19 protein-coding genes are annotated in these 17,422 nt (G+C 62.5%); 11 read left to right on the forward strand and 8 right to left on the reverse strand.

Annotation, left to right across the window (positions count from 1 at the left end; genetic code table 11):
• Window positions 1-5 precede the first annotated feature (5 nt).
• Both maiA and SC318_RS05415 read left to right on the forward strand, forming a co-directional pair.
• Entirely contained in the window at window positions 6-641 is a 636-nt protein-coding gene (gene maiA, locus SC318_RS05410) for a maleylacetoacetate isomerase (protein WP_320429946.1), read from the forward strand.
• 146 nt (window positions 642-787) lie between these two features.
• Window positions 788-2,149: an MFS transporter gene (locus SC318_RS05415; protein ID WP_320429947.1), complete on the forward strand. Its 1,362-nt coding sequence runs from the start codon at window positions 788-790 to the stop codon at window positions 2,147-2,149.
• Here SC318_RS05415 and SC318_RS05420 read toward each other — a convergent pair.
• A complete protein-coding gene (locus SC318_RS05420; protein WP_320429948.1) occupies window positions 2,146-2,949 on the reverse strand; it encodes a SirB1 family protein in 804 nt (267 codons plus the stop codon). The two genes, SC318_RS05415 and SC318_RS05420, sit on opposite strands and share 4 nt — an antisense overlap.
• 186 nt (window positions 2,950-3,135) lie before the next feature.
• Here SC318_RS05420 and SC318_RS05425 point away from each other — a divergent pair, with 186 nt between their 5' ends.
• The gene (locus SC318_RS05425) at window positions 3,136-4,155 is read left to right on the forward strand and encodes a Glu/Leu/Phe/Val dehydrogenase family protein (protein ID WP_320429949.1); all 1,020 of its coding nucleotides are present in this window, start codon (window positions 3,136-3,138) and stop codon (window positions 4,153-4,155) included.
• 54 nt (window positions 4,156-4,209) lie between these two features.
• On the opposite strand, the gene SC318_RS05430 is transcribed toward SC318_RS05425, so the two are convergent.
• Window positions 4,210-4,470, reverse strand: a complete 261-nt coding sequence (locus SC318_RS05430) for a YebG family protein (RefSeq protein WP_320429950.1) — start codon at window positions 4,468-4,470, stop codon at window positions 4,210-4,212.
• A gap of 275 nt (window positions 4,471-4,745) precedes the next feature.
• Between SC318_RS05430 and SC318_RS05435 the strand changes: the two genes are divergently transcribed.
• The 3 genes from SC318_RS05435 to SC318_RS05445 all read left to right on the forward strand — a co-directional run bounded on the left by SC318_RS05435 (window position 4,746) and on the right by SC318_RS05445 (window position 5,976).
• Window positions 4,746-5,006, forward strand: coding sequence for a DUF6124 family protein (locus tag SC318_RS05435; protein WP_320429951.1), 261 nt, complete (start codon window positions 4,746-4,748; stop codon window positions 5,004-5,006).
• 178 nt (window positions 5,007-5,184) lie between these two features.
• A complete protein-coding gene (locus SC318_RS05440) occupies window positions 5,185-5,367 on the forward strand; it encodes a type II toxin-antitoxin system RelB family antitoxin (RefSeq protein WP_124385274.1) in 183 nt (60 codons plus the stop codon).
• Between the two features lie 120 nt (window positions 5,368-5,487).
• Window positions 5,488-5,976 carry a phosphate-starvation-inducible protein PsiE gene (locus SC318_RS05445; protein WP_057724703.1) on the forward strand — a complete coding sequence of 163 codons (489 nt, stop codon included), beginning with the start codon at window positions 5,488-5,490 and terminating at the stop codon, window positions 5,974-5,976.
• Here SC318_RS05445 and SC318_RS05450 read toward each other — a convergent pair.
• The 3 genes from SC318_RS05450 to SC318_RS05460 form a co-directional block, all read right to left on the reverse strand.
• Window positions 5,973-6,290: a DUF3509 domain-containing protein gene (locus SC318_RS05450; protein ID WP_306491746.1), complete on the reverse strand. Its 318-nt coding sequence runs from the start codon at window positions 6,288-6,290 to the stop codon at window positions 5,973-5,975. The genes SC318_RS05445 and SC318_RS05450 overlap by 4 nt on opposite strands.
• Window positions 6,291-6,558: 268 nt before the next feature.
• On the reverse strand, window positions 6,559-7,845 hold the full coding sequence (locus SC318_RS05455) for a serine/threonine transporter (RefSeq protein ID WP_320429952.1): 1,287 nt from the start codon (window positions 7,843-7,845) through the stop codon (window positions 6,559-6,561).
• A 61-nt stretch (window positions 7,846-7,906) separates the two neighbouring features.
• Complete coding sequence (locus SC318_RS05460) at window positions 7,907-9,283, reverse strand: L-serine ammonia-lyase (RefSeq protein ID WP_320429953.1); 1,377 nt, start codon at window positions 9,281-9,283, stop codon at window positions 7,907-7,909.
• A gap of 137 nt (window positions 9,284-9,420) precedes the next feature.
• Between SC318_RS05460 and SC318_RS05465 the strand changes: the two genes are divergently transcribed.
• Window positions 9,421-10,368 (forward strand): LysR substrate-binding domain-containing protein, encoded by a 948-nt coding sequence (locus tag SC318_RS05465; RefSeq protein WP_306491749.1) that lies wholly within the window; start codon window positions 9,421-9,423, stop codon window positions 10,366-10,368.
• Window positions 10,369-10,581: 213 nt separating this feature from the next.
• Window positions 10,582-10,992, forward strand: a complete 411-nt coding sequence (locus SC318_RS05470; RefSeq protein ID WP_320429954.1) for an HPF/RaiA family ribosome-associated protein — start codon at window positions 10,582-10,584, stop codon at window positions 10,990-10,992.
• A 204-nt stretch (window positions 10,993-11,196) separates the two neighbouring features.
• Here the strand turns inward: SC318_RS05470 and fecA are convergent, their stop codons facing one another.
• The 3 genes from fecA to SC318_RS05485 form a co-directional block, all read right to left on the reverse strand.
• Entirely contained in the window at window positions 11,197-13,533 is a 2,337-nt protein-coding gene (fecA, locus tag SC318_RS05475; protein WP_320429955.1) for a TonB-dependent Fe(3+) dicitrate receptor FecA, read from the reverse strand.
• 90 nt (window positions 13,534-13,623) lie between these two features.
• On the reverse strand, window positions 13,624-14,565 hold the full coding sequence (locus SC318_RS05480; RefSeq protein ID WP_320429956.1) for a FecR domain-containing protein: 942 nt from the start codon (window positions 14,563-14,565) through the stop codon (window positions 13,624-13,626).
• Window positions 14,562-15,050: a sigma-70 family RNA polymerase sigma factor gene (locus SC318_RS05485; protein WP_306491753.1), complete on the reverse strand. Its 489-nt coding sequence runs from the start codon at window positions 15,048-15,050 to the stop codon at window positions 14,562-14,564. The genes SC318_RS05480 and SC318_RS05485 overlap by 4 nt, the downstream gene beginning before the upstream one ends.
• 169 nt (window positions 15,051-15,219) lie before the next feature.
• On the opposite strand from SC318_RS05485, the gene SC318_RS05490 reads away from it, so the two are divergent.
• Genes SC318_RS05490 through SC318_RS05500 form a run of 3 tightly spaced genes read left to right on the forward strand, consistent with a single transcriptional unit; the run spans window position 15,220 to window position 17,420 of the window.
• A complete protein-coding gene (locus SC318_RS05490) occupies window positions 15,220-15,522 on the forward strand; it encodes a DUF3649 domain-containing protein (RefSeq protein ID WP_320429957.1) in 303 nt (100 codons plus the stop codon).
• A complete protein-coding gene (locus SC318_RS05495) occupies window positions 15,519-17,093 on the forward strand; it encodes a PepSY-associated TM helix domain-containing protein (protein WP_320429958.1) in 1,575 nt (524 codons plus the stop codon). Before SC318_RS05490 ends, SC318_RS05495 begins: the two co-directional genes overlap by 4 nt.
• Window positions 17,094-17,420 (forward strand): DUF3325 domain-containing protein, encoded by a 327-nt coding sequence (locus tag SC318_RS05500; protein ID WP_320429959.1) that lies wholly within the window; start codon window positions 17,094-17,096, stop codon window positions 17,418-17,420.
• Window positions 17,421-17,422 lie beyond the last annotated feature (2 nt).

Raw genomic sequence — 17,422 nt, forward strand, 5'->3', positions numbered from 1 at the left:
GGGTGATGGAACTCTATACTTACTACCGTTCTACCGCGTCGTACCGGGTGCGGATTGCCCTGGCGCTCAAGGGCCTGGATTTCACCGCGGTGCCGGTCAATCTGCTGGTGCCGGCGGGTGGCGCCAATCGTCAGCCCGAGTACCTGTCGATCAACCCGCAAGGGCGCGTGCCGGCCTTGCGCACCGATGACGGCGAGCTGTTGATCCAGTCATTGCCGATCATCGAATACCTGGAGGAACGTTATCCACAGGTGCCGCTGCTCTCCACCGACCTTGCCGCCCGAGCCCACGCGCGCGCCGTGGCGTCGATCATTGCCTGCGACATTCACCCGTTGCACAACTCCAGCACCCAGAACCTGCTGCGCCAGTGGGGGCACAACGAGGAGCAGTTGCTGGAGTGGATCGGGCACTGGATCAGCCAGGGCCTTGGCGCAGTGGAGCAGTTGATCGGCGACCAGGGGTTTTGCCTCGGCGAGCAGCCGGGCTTGGCCGATGCGTTCCTGATCCCGCAGCTTTACGCGGCCGAGCGTTTCAAGGTGTCGCTGGCGGCGTACCCGCGTATCGGGCGGGTGGCCGCATTGGCGGCGCAGCACCCGGCCTTCGTGCAGGCGCACCCTGCCAATCAGCCCGATACCCCCTGACACACTCAGGTCAATGTGGGAGGGGGCTTGCCCCCGATAGCAGTGGGTCAGCTATGAATGTGCCGACTGACACACCGCATCGGGAGCAAGCCCCCTCCCACAGTTGATTTGTGTCAGCCAATAAAAATAATTAAAGGTACCTTGCGATGCACAACCAGATTGCCAGCTTTCGCGCGGCACTCGACGCCCGTCCGGTGTCGCGCTATCAGTGGTTGATCCTCCTGCTGCTGGCCTTGCTGCTGGTGACCGACGGCTACGACGCCCAGGTGCTGGGCTATGTGGTGCCGGCGCTGGCCAAGGACTGGGGCCTGGAAAAAGCTGCGTTCGGCCCGGTGTTCAGTGCCAACCTGCTCGGCCTGACCTTCGGCTCGCTGCTGGTGACGCCGCTGGCCGACCGGTTCGGCGTGCGGCGCATCCTGCTGGGCTGTGTGCTGATCTACGCCAGCCTCACGGTGTTGATGGTGTTCGCCAACTCCCTGACAACGCTGATGGCCGCACGCTTTATCTGCGGCATCGGCATGGGCGGCGCGATGCCCAGCGCCATGGCGTTGATGTCGGAATATTCACCGCCGCGCCTGCGCACCTTGATGGTGACCCTGGCCGCGTGTGGCTTCTCGTTCGGCGGGGCGGCCGGCGGGTTTGTGGCGGCGGGGTTTATCGACGGGTTTGGCTGGCAGGCGGTGTTCCTGGCGGGCGGTGTAACGCCGCTGCTGTTGTTTCCGTTTTTGCTGTGGCTGTTGCCCGAATCCCTGCCGCGTCTGCTGCGCGATGCACCACCCTATGCGCGTTTGCACAAGGTCACTGCGCGCATGCTGCCCGGTTGGCGCGCGCCCCTGGCGAGCGAGGCGCAAAACCGCCAGGAGCAGGGCAGCCGATTGACCGTGGTGGAGCTGTTCCGTAACGGCTATGCCCGCCCGACGGTGCTGATCTGGGCGACCTTTTTTGTCAGCCTGATCCTGCTGTATTTCATGATCAGCTGGCTGCCGTCGCTGTTGCTCGAAAGCGGGCTGGCACTGAACGAGGCTAACCTGGTGACCTCGATGTTCCTGTTCGCCGGCACCGTGGGCGCCATCGCCATGGCCTGGTTCGCCGACCGGCTCAAAAGCAAAGTGCGCCTGCTGTCCGCAGTGCTGGCCGCAGCGGCGGTGTGCACGGTGCTGCTGGGCCTGAATCACGACAACCCGCGTTACCTGGTGGCCTGTGTGTTCGCCGCCGGGTTCTGCATCATCGGCGGGCAACTGACCCTCAATGCGTTCGCCAGTAATTTCTACCCGGCACAGGTGCGCGCCACCGGTACGGGCTGGGCATTGGGTGTGGGGCGATTCGGTTCGATTCTGGGGCCATTGCTGGGCAGCATGCTGCTGGCGATGCATATTCCGGTGCAGCAGATTTTCTTCCTCTGTGGGATTCCGGCGGTGATCGCGGCGCTGTTGATTATCCAGGTGCGTTCGCCCAGCGCGAACGCGCCCACCAACCCTGTGCAGGGCGACATCCTCAAGGCGCCCTAATGCACCACGGCATTGGGCGGCAGATGGCCAAGCCGCTCGGTCAGACGCAGGCGCTGGATCGGGTCTTCGCTGAGCATCAGCGCATGTTCCAGGTCGAAGCGCTCGGCGCTGGGGCAGTCCAGGCGTTGATACAGGCTGGCCCGCGCCAGGTAGTCGGCGGCGCTGGCATTGCCCAGCTCGAGGACACGCTCGGCATCTATCAGGGCGGCCAGCGGTTCGTCGTTGGCGAGGTACAGCTGGCGCAGGTTGCGTGACAGCCGCTGCAGGATCGCGCGGGGCTCGGCGCTGAGCAGGTGCTCGGCCTGCAGTTTGAGATTGGCCCCGTACTGGCGGTGCAGCAGCTCGCGACAGTCGTTGGGGTACAGGCGCCGACCGCCGCACGGGTCCAGCAGGTGATCGGCACCCGGGACCCGCAACAGGAAGTGGCCAGGGAAATTCACGCCGACCATGGGGATTTCCAGGCGCCGCGCCAGCTCCAGCGCGATCAGGCCCATGGCCAGGGGCTGTCCGCGTTTACGTTGCAACACCTCGTCCAGCAATGCGGCGGCGGGGCGTAGCGGGGTGAAATCATCCCGGGCAAACCCCAGGTCGTTCATGCACCGCAGCAGCGGCTGGCCCAATTCATCGGCCGGCAGCAGCGGCAAGCCCAGGCTGACCTGTTGTTGCAGCGCGCCGAATGCCTGCAGGATCAGCGGTGGCTGCACGGCGGCGTCGTGCTCGGCCGCAATCCAGAGCGCGGCTTCAAACAGCGCTGGGGGCGAGCGGTCCAGGCAGGCGAAAAAGGCTTGGCGGGGCTTCATTGCGTTCTCCGGCGTATGCCTCGTTTTAGCCTTGCTGCGAATTTTCGTCCAGCGTCTTGAGTAAATATCCTACGCTCTTATGCCGCAGATCCCGCGAAATGGCGGTGCTTATTCCAGTGCAATCCAGCAGCGTGCTGCCGTAAGCCTATACTTGGGCCACTACCAGAAGTGATTCGGGAGCCCTTGATGTTTGCGCTCATGCACAGCACCCGCCTTGAATCGCTGCACCTGAGCGTCGACCCGGTGAGCGGGCTGAAGGCCATCATCGCCATTCATAACAGCCGCCTGGGCCCGGCTCTGGGCGGCTGCCGCTACCTTGCCTACCCCGACGATGACAGTGCCGTGGCCGATGCCGCGCGCCTGGCCCAGGGCATGAGCTACAAGGCCGCCCTGGCGGGCTTGCCGGTGGGAGGCGGCACGGCGGTGATCCTGCGCCCGGCCCATGTGGAGAGCCGCGCCAGCGTGTTTGAAGCCTTCGGTCGCTGTGTGGAGCAATTGGGGGGGCGCTACATCACTGCCATCGACAGCGGCACCTCGGTCGCCGACATGGACTGCATCGCCCAGCACACCCGCTTCGTCACCAGCACCACGGCCGCCGGCGACCCTGCGCCCCATGCGGCCATGGGCGTGTTCACCGGTATCCGCGCCACCGCCATGGCCCGCCTGGGCAGCGACAACCTCGAAGGCCTGCGCGTGGCGGTGCAGGGCCTGGGCAACGTCGGCTATGCCCTGGCCGAACAGCTGCACGCGGCGGGCGCCGAACTGCTGGTCAGCGACATCGACCACGGCAGGGTCCAACTGGCCATGGAACAACTGGGCGCCCACCCCATCGCCAACGACGCCTTGCTCAGCACCCCGTGCGATATCCTCGCCCCCTGCGGCGTCGGGGCGGTGTTCAACCGCCAGAGCGTCGGCCAACTGCGCTGCGCCGCCGTGGCTGGCTCCGCCAGCGCCCAGCTGACCAACCTGCAAGTGGCCGACCAACTGGAAGGGCGCGGCATCCTCTACGCCCCGGACTACGTGATCAACTCCGGCGGGCTGATCTACGTCGCGCTCAAACACAGCGGCGCCGAGCTGCCGAGCATCACCGCGCACCTGTCCAACATCGCCCTGCGCCTGACCGAAATCTACGCCCATGCCCAGGCGGAAAAACGCTCTCCGGCGCGGGTTGCGGATGAGCTTGCCGAGCGCTTGCTTTACCAATAACCGGGCATTAAAAAGGCCCTGAATCCATGATTCAGGGCCTGTTCAATTCGGGCTTTATTCCGCCGCCGCGCTCAGCAACTCGGACAGCGCATCCGGTTGGCTCTTGAACGCCTTGGCAAATACATCGCGGTTCTTCGCCATGTAGATCCCGGCTTCTTCCACCTGCTGCTCACTCAGGGATGGCACGGCTTTTTGCAACACTTCTGCCAGCAACTCAGCGAGTTCAAGCATCTTGTCATGACGGTCAGCTTCGGCTTTATCCATGAACAAACGCTCCAGATCTCGGCTGCTGCGGTATACCACTTCGACGGCCATTCACCACCTCACATGCCTTCACGATAGTTGTCTTTTGCGACTACTGTATTTACATACAGTGAAAAGGATAAGCCAAACGCCGGGGTTTGGATAGTAGGTTTTTAATGTAGTTGGGAAATGGGGGTTTGCTACAGCGGAAATTTCGCACAGCACGTCGAGGTTGCTGAGCAATCCTACGGTGGCTTACCTTTCACGAGCTGTGCATTCGCATGGCCGAGCTTGGCGGCTCGATTTAAGGGAAGGAGAACCTACGTGTTTACTTTTGGAGTCGTACCATGGAAAGAAATACCTCAGTCAATACCGACCATCTGAATCCAGAGCCGCCTGTCACGCTTTTCAGTGTAACGCCCAACACTGACACAGAGGCCTTGCTTGCTAACGCAAGCGAAACCTTGCGCAGCGCCCGTGAAATGGCCAACACGCTAGCCTTCGACCTTGAAGGTCCTCAGCGAAGCTTGGTATTGGGGATTCACCAACTGGTGGAGCTGGGAGGCTTGTTAGTCGACCGAGCGCTGGAACACGTCGCACCCGTCTGAGTCCCAACGACACCTTTGCCGAATGCGTTGGACGTGGCGAGCGAGCTTGCTCGCGCTGGGCTGCGTAGCAGCCCAATTCAGGCAAAGGTGTGCTTTCAGAAAAAATCCCAGTGACAGTTTGTGGGGGCGCTTCGCGCTCCAGCGGGGCAAGCTCCCTCGCCACACAAGAGGCGTTCATATGAAAAATGAGTGTTTTGAAAGCCCTCAAAGCTGGAATGACGATTCGGCCTACGACCAATGGTTTCGAGCCAAGGTGCAAAAAGCCTTGGATGACCCATGCTCAGGCATTTCTCATGAGGAAGTCATGAGCGAGATGAACGCACTCATCGAGTCGAAGCTTTCCCTCCATCAAGCCGATTAAGTGCCTAATATCAGCCTGCCACCATCTCACTACCCGGCCTCTGGCCTTTTTTCTGCATGCAGAACAACCGTCACGTCCATCCCGCATTATCCGGTCGAGCCGACCTAAGGAAGCATCATCGTGAAAATCAACTGGGCCGAAAAGCTGCGCCAGCAAGTCCATGGGCTGGCCGAGTCGCTGGGCAATCTGTTTGTCGAGTCGTTCCACTACCTGGCGCTGTTCGCCATCGGAGCGGTGACCGCCTGGGCGGCGGTGATGGAATTTCTGGGGATGCTGGAGAACGGGCACATCAAGATCGATGACATCCTGCTGCTGTTCATCTACCTGGAATTGGGCGCCATGGTCGGGATTTACTTCAAGACCAACCACATGCCGGTGCGCTTCCTGATCTACGTGGCGATCACCGCGCTGACGCGTCTGCTGATCTCCAACGTGTCCCATCACAACCCGCCGGATGTGGGCATTATCTATTTGTGCGGTGGGATTCTGCTGTTGGCCTTCGCGATTCTGGTGGTGCGCTATGCGTCGTCGGCCTTTCCTTCGGTGAAGGTTGAAGGCCCGCGTCGCAAGGGCGAGGCGAGCCTGGAGACCGAGAAGGGCGAGCTTTAAAGCCCGACGCTGAACGGCAGGTCACGGGTGGGCGGACGCTGCAGTAGCTTGTGGTTGTCGCCATCCGTCATCACCGCGAGGATTTCCATGGCGCTGTGGCCCTGCTCGATGGCGATGCCGAACTGGATGCTTTGCACCAGGCGCTTGAGCCGCTGCGGATCGTTGCGCTGTTCGGCGCTGATCATGCGTTTGGCGACCACGCCGGTTTCATCCGAGAGGGTGAGCATGATGCTGCCGTCCAGCCGCTGGATGCTCAGGTTGACGCGGTATTGTGGGCTGAAGGTGTCGGTGATGATCTGAAAAGGGTTGTCCATGGTGCGCTACCGCCTGATAAGAACATGCAGTCATTGACGACCGGTGTCGCGAATAGTTCGTGTTGCCTGACCACCGGCCAAAGTCCGTTTTCCTCACAGGCTCTACAGCAAGGGCCGTGCCGTACAGGCGCTGAAGCTCTGAATGTGGGAGGGGGCTTGCCCCCGATTGCGGTGTTCCAGCCGAGTATTTGTTGGCTGATACACCGCTATCGGGAGCAAGCCCCCTCCCACAGGTGACCTGGGTTGTTTCTCAGGGCGGTGACCCGTTTCAGGGCAGCACAGAGAAAACGATCGCAGACAGCGCAATCAAGCCGATCACCACCACGAACACATTCGACACTTGGCCCGAATACTGGCGCAGAGCCGGCACACGACGAATCGCGTACATCGGCATCAGGAACAGCAGGCACGCAATGATCGGCCCGCCCAGGGTTTCGATCATGCCCAGGATGCTTGGGTTGAACGTGGCCACGGCCCAGCAGGCCAGCACCATGAACAGCGCGGTGCAGCGTTCCAGCCCTTTGGACGACATAGTGCGATTGCGCCCGCGCAGGGATTTGACGATCAGGCCCTGAAAGCCTTCGCTGGCACCGATGTAGTGGCCGAGGAAGGATTTGGTGATCGCCACCAGTGCAATCAGCGGCGCAGCGTAGGCGATCACCGGGGTCTGGAAGTGGTTGGCCAGGTACGACAGGATCGAGATGTTCTGTGCCTTGGCCGCGGCGAGGTCAGCCGGCGACAGCGCCAGCACGCAGCTGAAGCAGAAGAACATCACGGTCACCACCATCATGCCGTGGGCGGTGGCGAGGATGCCGCTGCTTTTGCGTTCGGCCTGGGCGCCGTACACGCGCTTCTGGTCGACGGCGAACGCGGAGATGATCGGCGAGTGGTTGAAGGAAAACACCATCACCGGGATCGCCAGCCACAGGGTCTTGAAGAACAGCGGCAACGGCATGCCTTCGCTGGCGGAGGCGAAGAACGCGCCGTTCCAGTTGGGGATCAGGCTGACGGCGAGCAACAGCAAGGCGGCGACGAACGGGTACACCAGCACGCTCATGGCCTTGACGATCACGCCCTGGCCGCAGCGCACGATGGCCATCAGGCCCAGGATCAGCACCAGCGACAGGATTGCCCGCGGCGGCGGGGTCATGTGCAGCTGGTGTTGCATGAAACTGCCCAGGGTATTGGTCAGCGCCACGCTGTACACCAGCAGAATCGGGAAGATTGCAAAGAAGTACAGCAGGGTGATCAGCTTGCCTGCACCCACGCCGAAGTGTTCTTCGACCACTTCGGTGATGTCGCCGGATTTGCCCGACAGCACAAAGCGCGTCAGCCCACGGTGGGCGAAGAAGGTCATCGGGAAGGCCAGCAGAGCCAGCACGATCAACGGCCAGAAGCCGCCCACGCCGGCATTGATCGGCAGGAACAAGGTGCCTGCGCCAATGGCGGTGCCGTAGAGGCCGAGCATCCAGGTGGTGTCGTGTTTGGTCCAGCCGGTGGTGACAGTGCTCTCTACAGCGGGATTTTCGGCAGCAGGTGTACGTACATCAGTCATCGATATTGCCTCGTTATTATTTTTGCGCGGGCTCACGTTGGGGCGGGTGCAAGTGCTCCGATCAGCACTCCACCCAGCTGACCGCCAGGCCGCCCCGTGAAGTTTCTTTGTATTTGTCATGCATGTCGGCGCCGGTATCGCGCATGGTGCGGATCACCCGGTCCAGGGAAATGAAGTGCTTGCCGTCGCCGCGCAGGGCCATCTGGGTGGCGTTGATCGCTTTGACGGCTGCGATGGCGTTGCGCTCGATGCAGGGCACCTGCACGAGGCCGCCGACCGGGTCGCAGGTCAGGCCGAGGTTGTGTTCCAGGCCGATTTCGGCGGCGTTCTCCAATTGCTCAGGGGTGGCGCCGAGGATATCGGCCAGCCCGGCGGCGGCCATGGCGCAGGCCGAGCCGACTTCGCCCTGGCAGCCGACTTCGGCACCGGAGATCGAGGCGTTCTTCTTGCAAAGGATGCCGACGGCGGCGGCGGCCAGGAAGAAATTGACGACGTCGTCGTCGGACGCGTCGGCGTTGAACTTCATATAGTAATGCAGCACCGCCGGGATGATGCCCGCCGCGCCATTGGTCGGCGCGGTGACCATGCGCCCACCGGCGGCGTTCTCTTCGTTGACGGCGAGGGCGAACAGGTTGACCCATTCCATGGCCGACAAGGTCGAGGTGATCACGTTCGGCTTGCCGATTTCCAGCAGGCTGCGGTGCAGTTTCGCCGCGCGACGTGGAACGTCCAGGCCACCGGGCAGGATGCCTTCATCGCGCAGGCCTTGCTCCACGCACTCGCGCATCACCGACCAGATGTGCAGCAGGCCGCTGCGGATTTCGTCGTCGCTGCGCCAGGCCCGTTCGTTGGCCATCATCAGTTCCGAAACCCGCAGGCCGTGCTGGTTGCACAAGGCCAGCAATTCGACGGCGCTGGAAAAGTCGTAGGGCAACTGCACGTCGCTGGTCGGCGCAATGCCTGACGCGGCTTCGGCAGCCTCGATAATGAAGCCGCCGCCCACCGAATAGTAGGTCTGCTCGCTCAGCAGGCCGCTGTCGCCGTAGGCGTGCAGGGACATGGCGTTGGGGTGGTAGGGCAGGCTTTCGTCGAGCAGCAGCAGGTCGGTGTGCCAGTTGAAGGCAATGGTGTGCTGGCCGGCGAGGAGCAGTTGGCCGGACTCACGCAGTTGCTGGATGCGGGCGTTGATCGAGGTGGGGTCGACGCGATCCGGCCATTCGCCCATCAGGCCCATCACGCAGGCGCGGTCGGTGGCGTGGCCGACGCCGGTCGCGGACAGCGAACCGTATAAACGCACTTCGACGCGGCGGGTCTGGCTGAGCACCTGCTGGTCGGTCAGCGCCTGGGCAAAGGTTGCCGCCGCACGCATGGGGCCGACGGTATGGGAGCTGGACGGGCCGATGCCCACTTTGAATAGATCGAAAACACTGATAGCCATGCTAAAGCCTTACAAGCAATGGAGTAGAAATCGCTGCCATGTTTTGTAGAGCAGGCGGAATTGGCGCGATACTGAGCCTCTGGATCGGCACTGACCAACGAATTATCCTAAGACACCCTTTAGCAGGACTAAACGCTATGACCCGCCCGCTTCATGGCCAGACGTACGTCTGGCTGCACGTGTTTTCCTGCGCTGCACGGCATTTGTCGTTCACCCGCTGCGCCGAAGAACTGCACATCACGCCGGGGGCGGTGAGCCAGCAGATTCGCCAGTTGGAGGAGCGCCTGGGCTTTCGCCTGTTTCACCGCCGGGCCAGGGGCGTGGAACTGAGTGCCGAAGGGCAGCGCCTGGCAAAAGTGGTGGGGGAGGCCTACGGCAGCATTGACGCCGAATTACAGCGCTTGGACGCCGGGATGATCAGCGGCACCTTGCGCCTGCGTTCGATTCCGTCGTTTCTCGGCAAGTGGCTGACCCCGCGTCTGCCACGTCTGCAACAGCGCTTTCCGGACATCCAGCTGCGCATGGTCGCCGAAGACAGCAGCATCGCCCTGCATGAGGGCGACTTCGACCTGGCCATCGACCTCAACGACGGCAGCTACCCAGGCCTGTTATCCACAGCGCTGCTGGACGAACAGATCTTTCCGGTGTGCGCCCCCAGCCTGCTGCGCGGGCGCCCGCCGCTGCATGGGCCGGCGGACCTGGCGCACTTCCCGCTGCTGCACGACATTACCGCCTGGCGTGGGAGTTATGAATACGCCGAGTGGGAGTTCTACCTGAATGCCATCGGTTACCACGATGCCGACGTGCGCCGCGGGCACACCTTCAACCGCAACCACCTGACCATCGAAGCCGCCATTGCCGGCATGGGCGTGGCGATTGCGCGGCGCACGCTGCTCAACGACGAACTGGAACGCGGCACCCTGATCGTGCCGTTCGGCCTGGCCGTGCCCAACCACAAACGCTACGTGCTGCTGTATGCCCCAGGCGCATTGAGCCATCCGGGCGTACGCGCGGTGCATGATTGGCTGGTGGAGGAGGCGGGGATTTTTCGTGCGTTGCACCCCTTGGGAGAGGGGCAATTGTGAAGATCTTCGGGTGTAGGAAGATGTGACTAACTCCCCACCCTAACAGCGTTTTTGCTTGTCGTCAGGGTTAATTTGTAATGTAGGATTTATCTTTGCAAAGGGGTTGAATTGTTTCAGCGAGTGCTCAATTGTGTAATCAAGAGGTCATGGTTTCACCACCCCGGTGTTGCAGTTTGTGATCTCTGGCGAGCTAGCTGAAATAAGGGAAGAACTATGCAAATCCAAGTCAATAGCGATAACCATATTGAAAGCAGCATCCGACTGGAGGAGTGGGTACGTACCACCATTGAGAGCACGCTCGAACGTTATGAAGAAGACCTGACCCGCGTTGAGGTTTTCCTGCGCGATGAGAACGGCGACAAGCCCGGCCCCCACGATCTGAGTTGCCGTCTGGAAGCACGGCCAAAGGGCCATCAGCCAGTTTCGGTCATTCATAAAGCCGATACGCTGGAACAAGCGATCGATGGCGCGGCCACCAAGCTTGATCACGCGCTGGAACATCTGTTCGGCAAACTGCAAGGCAAGCCCCGCGCTGCCGGGAAGAACCAGCCGACCACCAAAGTCAATGAAGATGAGCTTGAGCAGGAGTTTCTGGAAAAAGAACGCGCCGTGTTCAACGGCTGATAACGGTTCAACTCCCCATTGAAAACGGGCCTGCACATGCAGGCCCGTTTTCGTTTCTGGGCATCTTGGGTATCAAATGTGGGAGGGGGCTTGCCCCCGATTGCGGTGGGTCAGCCACAGATTAGCTGACTGACACACCGCCATCGGGGGCAAGCCCCCTCCCACATTTGGATCTGTGGTGGTCTGCAAATTGAAGGCAGCCAGTCAGAACGCGATGGACGTTTGCACGTACACCGTACGCGGCTCACCCACGTACTTGCCCTTGTTGTTATCGTCGAACGAGCGTGTGTAGTACTGCTTGTTGAAAATGTTTTTCACACCGACCGCCACGTTCAAGTCCGACAGCTGCGGGCCGAAGTCATAGGCTGCGCGGCTGCTGAACAGCATGTAGCCGGGGATGCGCCGATTCGCGCCGTCGGCGCTTTCGGCCTTGGTGTTGGCGTTGTCGGCGAACTGGCTGCTCTGGTAGCTGCTGTCCAGGTTGAGCTTCCACGGCCCTTCGGTGTAACCCACGCCGAGGGTGCCTTTGTGCCTGGACGAGAAGGGCACGCGGTTGCCTTTGTTCGGGCCGTCTTCGCGGATGGTCGCGTCGACATACGCGTAGGTGGCGTACACATCGAAGCCGGCCAGCGCCGGGCTCAGGCCGTCGAGGGCGTAATTGATGCTCGACTCGATGCCCTGGTGCCGGGTTTCACCGCGGGCGATTACGGTGTCGTTGGTCTGGTTGCTGTCGTACTGGTTATCGAAATTGATCAGAAACGCGCCGATTTCCGCGCGCAGGCTGCCGTTGTCATAGCGCGTACCCAGCTCCCAGGTGCGGGCTTTTTCCGGCTTCACTTCGCCGCTGTTCACACGGTTGGGCATCTGGCTGTACTGCACGCTGCCGAACGAGCCTTCGGTGTTGGCGTACAGGTTCCAGTCATCGGTGAGGTGGTAGAGCACGTTCAACGCCGGCAGCGCGGTGTTGTAGTCGCCCTTGTAGTTGACGTTGGTGAGGTTGTTGCTCTGCTGGGACTTGATCATCTCGTAGCGCACGCCCGGTGTGATCGTCCACTTGCCGATATCGATACGGTCGTCGATGAAGAATGCATTGGCTTCGGTGCCGCCGCGCGTGTCGCGGTCGTTACGGCTGTCGGTGCTCGGCATTGGCTGGTTGGCGGCAATCGGCGTGCGGTAGCGCAACTCGTGGCCGGCTTCGTTGATGTAGCGGTAGCCGACGCCCACTTCGTGGCGGGTGGGGCCGAGGTCGAAGCCTTGGGCGAAGCGGGTTTCCAGGCCACGTACCCAGTACTCGCGGGGTGACAGCGAGAGGAAGCTGCCCTGGTCGAGGTAACCGCTGCGCAGGGTCTTGGTGAAGAAGCTGTTGACCGTGAATTCGCGGCGATCCTGCTCGTAGCGGTAGCCGACGTTGAACATCGTACGACGGCCCCAGAATTTGTCGTAAGGGCGGGTCGACTGATAGGGATCGGCCTTGTAGTCCTTGACGTTCAAACCGCCGGGCATATCGGCCTGGCCTTCGTAGTACTGCGCCATGGCGTTGAAGCTGTTGGCATCGTCCAGTTGGTATTTGCCTTTCAGGATCAGGTCATCGATGCGCGTGTTGCTGTTTTCACGCCAGTCGCCGCCGCGGGTGCCGGAGTACAGCAGCGCGCCGCCCAGGCCATTGTCGGCGGTGCCGCCGGCCAGCAGGTTGCCGGTGGTCTTGAAGCCATCGTGACTGGAGGACGGGCTGGTCTCGGTCTGCAGGCCGCCTTTGACGGTGGGCGCCTGCGGGATGGCACGGGTCACGAAGTTGACGATGCCGCCGACGTTCTGCGGGCCGTAGCGCACCGCGCCGCCGCCGCGTACCACGTCGACCGCGTCCATGTTGCCCATGCTGATCGGGGCGAAGGACAGTTGCGGCTGGCCGTAAGGCGCGAAGGGCACGGGGATGCCGTCCATCAGCACCGTGGAGCGCGACGCCAGGCGTGGGTTGAGCCCGCGAATGCCGAAGTTCAGCGCCATGTCATGGCTGCCGGTGCCGTTGTTGTCCGGGGCGTTGACGCCGGGAATGCGGTTGAGCACGTCGCGGGCCTGGGTGGCGCCTTGGCGTTCGAAGGTTTCGCGGCGGATCACGTCGCGTGCGCCGGGGTGTTCGAACACGTTGGTCTGGGCCGCATCGCCGAGCCAGTCGCCGACCACGTTGGATGTCTGCAGCTCGAGGGTGGCCGGGGCGCTGGCCGGTTGCAGGCTGTAGGCATTGTCGCCCTCGGCACGGGCTTGCAGGCCACTGCCTTCCAACAGTTTTTGCAGGCCCTCGGCGGCGCTGTAGTTGCCCGACAAACCTGGGCTTTGCAGGCCGGCAGTGAGGTCGGAACCGAACGACACCAGCACGCCGGCTTCGCGGCCGAACTGGTTCAGGGCCGCTTCCAGGCTGGTGGGCGCGATGTGATAGGTCTTGTCTTGGGCCGCCATTACCGTGGGCAACACGGTCAGGCTGAGGCTGGCGCCGAGCAGGAGTTGGCGCAGAGAGCGGGCGAGAAGCGTTGGTTGCAGGGGCATGAAGGGCGGTCCTGAGAAGGAAGGATCAAGGTGGCTTTCCTTCTCTGTCACGCGAGGGCTGGAAAACGGCTCACTGTTTTTTAAAAATTTTCAGGCGCGGGCCTGCACGGTCACCCAGTAGCGGGTAAAGCGCCGCACGGTGACCGGCAGGCTGACCTCCAGCAGGTCGAGAATGCGTTCGCTGTCATCCAGTGGATAACTGCCGGACAGCAGCAGGTTGGCCACCTGCGGGTCGCAGTTGAGCTGGCCGCGACGGTAGCGCCCCAGTTCGGCGAGGAAATCCGCCAGGCGCATGTGCGCGGCCACCAGCATGCCGTCAGCCCAAGCGCCGCTGTTGACGTCTGTGGGGCGAGGGCTGTCCCAGCCTTTGCGGGTGAAGTTGACCTGATGCGCGGCCACGACGCTCAGCGGCAGGCCGCTGTAGTGGTTGGGCATCACGTCGACATGGCCGTCGAGCACCGCCAGTTGGGTATGGTCGTTGAACTGCCGCACGTTCAAGCGCGCCGCCTGGCTGCTGAGCAGGCCCTGGCCGGTGAGTACGCGCAGCGGCGTGGTGCCTGTGCGGGCGGTCAGCTGGATTTCACCTTCGAGCAGGCGCACCAGGCGCTGCTGACCATCGAAATGCACATCCACCGCGCTGCTGGTATTGAGCTGCAACTGGCTGCCGTCGGCCAACTGCACGGTGCGGCGCTGACCAACCGGGCTGCGGTAGTCGGCCGTCAACGGCGGCAGGATATGTTGCTGGCGCAGGCTCCAGGCTGCCGCCGACCCGGCGCCGAGGATCAACAACAGCTTGAGCGCCTGGCGCCGGCTGTTGGATGTGGGGGCATTCAACGCCGCATGCGCCAGGGGCGAAGGCACGCCGCGCAGGCGCTGGTTGACGCGCTGGATCTGGTCCCAGGCGCGCTGGTGTTCGCTGTGCGCCTCCAGCCATTGCTGCCAGGCCAACTGCTGGCGCGGGGTGAGCCGACCTTGCTGCATTTCCAGCAACCAGTGCACGGCTTGTTCGGCGACTTGAGAGGAAACGTTCATAAGGCGAAGTAGCAGCGCAGGGCGGCTTTGGTCAGGTGGCGTTTGACGGTGGCAATGGAGATGCCCAGTTGCGCGCCGATTTGCGCGTAGGTCAGCCCGTCGAGCTGGGCCAGCAGGAAGGCGCGTTTGACCTGCACCGGCAGGCCGTCGAGCAGTTGGTCCAGTTCCACCAGGGTTTGCAGGATGATTGCGCGGTCTTCTTCCGAGGGTGCCACGTGCTGCGGCATTTGCGCGAGGGCATCGAGGTAGGCGCGTTCCAGGTCCTGGCGACGGTAGAAGTTGAACAGCACGCGCTTGGCGACGGTGACGAGAAAGGCGCGGGGTTCGTTCAGTGTTGGCGCTTCGCGGGCGCTGAGCAGTCGGATGAAGGTGTCCTGCGCCAGGTCGGCCGCGCTTTCCGGGCAGCCGAGCTTGCGTCGCAACCAGCCGGTAAGCCAGTGGTGATGGTCGTTGTAAAGAACTTCGACGGTGTTGGACGGCGGCAAGTGATCACTCCATCAGCATCGGCATGCTTTAGAGAACAAGAATTGTTCGCATTGTAGGGCCGGGGACGCGGTTCGGCAATCGGCCGTGGTCGGTGATTCATCCGTTCTCTTTTGCTTATGAGAATATTTATCATTAATATTGCGCGCTGATGAACTTGGCGCCTGCCGCATGAAAAGCAAAACCTCATTGCCCGCCTCTTATCGCCTCGCCGTCACCTCCCGTGTGCTGGCGGCTGTGATCGGTGGTTACCTGATGGCCTCGCTGGCCGCAATCTGCCTCGCGCTGTGGCTGCCAACCTCCCGCGCCGATGCGGTGATCACCGGCATGATGAGTTCGTTCGTGTTCTACCTGCTGGCGGTGCTGTGGTGTTTCGCCTGCCGCACGGCATGGCGCGCGTGGGCGGGGGTGATCGTGCCCAGTGCGCTGCTTGCCATCCTGGCGGGCGTGGGTTTGTGGATGGTGCGCACATGAAAGAAGGCTTTCGCCAAGCCATGGCCTGGCTGCACACCTGGGCGGGGTTGATCTTCGGCTGGTTGTTGTTCGCGATTTTCCTGACCGGCACCCTGGCGTATTTCAAAGATGAGATCACCCACTGGATGCAGCCCGAAGTCCAGGCCCATCCGCTGGACGACGCACGCAGCCTCGCCGTGGCGCAACGCTATCTGCAGCAACAGGCGCCCACGGCCGCGCGCTGGTTCATCACCTTGCCCACCCACCGCGACCCCGGCCTGTCGGTGATGTGGCAAGACAAGGTCGAGCCCGGCAAGCGCGGCACCTTCATCCAGAAAGTCCTCGATCCGGTCAGCGGCCAAGCAGTCCAGGCCCGCGAGAGCAAGGGCGGCGAATTCTTCTACCGTTTCCACTTCCAGCTGCAAATGCCTTACCCGTGGGGCCGCTGGCTGGCCACCCTTGCCGCCATGGTGATGTTCGTCGCGCTGATCACCGGCATCATCACCCACAAGAAAATCTTCAAGGACTTCTTCACCTTCCGCCCGCGCAAAGGCCAGCGTTCGTGGCTGGACGGGCACAACGCGGTGGGCGTGCTGGTGTTGCCGTTCCACTTGATGATCACCTACAGCAGTTTGGTGATCTTCATGAACATGGTGATGCCGGCGCCGATTCTGGCCTCCTATGGCGACGACAGCCGTGCGTTCTTCAATGAGGTGTTTCCCAGCTCCGAGAATGCGCCGGCCCTCGGCCAGCCGGGCACCTTGCTGCCGTTATGGCCGATGTACCAACAGGCGCAGCAACAGTGGGCAGGCGGGCATGTCGGGCGCTTGGCGGTGAACAATCCGAGTGACGTCAACGCCTCGGTGAATGTGTTCCGCGCCGGGTCCGACAGCCTGGTGCATGATTTCGGCAGCAGCGTGTCGTTCAACGGCACCACCGGCGAGCTGTTGCGGGTCAGTGGCGAGCCGTCCTTGCCGGCGGTGATTGGCGGCAGTTTCTACGGCTTGCACATGGGTCATTTCGCCGGCCCGGTGTTGCGCTGGCTGTACTTTATCTGCGGGCTGGCAGGCACGGCGATGATTGGCACCGGGCTGGTGATATGGCTCGGCAAGCGCCAGCTCAAGCACGCCAAAACCGGCGTCATGCCGTTTGAGCTGCGCCTGGTGCAAGTGCTGAATATCGCCAGCATGTCCGGCCTGGTGATCGCCATCGCAGCGTTCTTCTGGGCGAACCGCTGGTTGCCGGTGAGCTTCGCCGAACGCTCCGACTGGGAGGTGCAAGCCTTCTTTATCGCCTGGGCCTTGAGCCTGCTGCACGCGCTGGTGCGTCACGGTCGTCAGGCGTGGGTCGAGCAATTGAGCCTGGCTGCACTGCTGTTTGTCGCCATCCCGCTGGTCAATGCGTTGACCACTTCGCAGCATCTGGGCGTTTCACTGGTAAAGGGCGACTGGGCCATGGCCTGCTTCGACCTGACGTGCCTGGCCAGCGGCCTGTTCCTGGCCTGGGCAGCCTGGAAGATGCGGTGTCGCACGGCGTCTCAGCCCCAGGCTGAACGCGCCCGTTCATTGACGCTCAAGCAGGAGGCCGGCTGAATGCTGCTCGCGCTGCTCCTGTGCTACGCCGGGTTTACCGCGCTGTGCCTGTCGACCGACCGTCATCACGGCGAGTTGCTGCGCCGCAAACCTTCGCCTGCACGGCGTCTGGTGTTGCGCGGGGTCGGCTGGTTGCTGCTGACGCTGTCGCCCTGGCCGGCGGTGGCCACCACGGGTTGGGGCCAGGGCCTGGTGGAGTGGTACGCGGTGCTGATGCTTAGCGCCTTGCTGCTGGTGCTGCTGTTGCCGTATCGGCCACGGCTGGCGCTGATGCTGGCGGGCGCTGGCCTGCTGGCCAGCCCGGTCGCGGCCTTCGGCCTCTTTTGAGT

The sequence above is a fragment of the Pseudomonas sp. MUP55 genome, assembly GCF_034043515.1.
Classification (GTDB): Bacteria; Pseudomonadota; Gammaproteobacteria; order Pseudomonadales; family Pseudomonadaceae; genus Aquipseudomonas.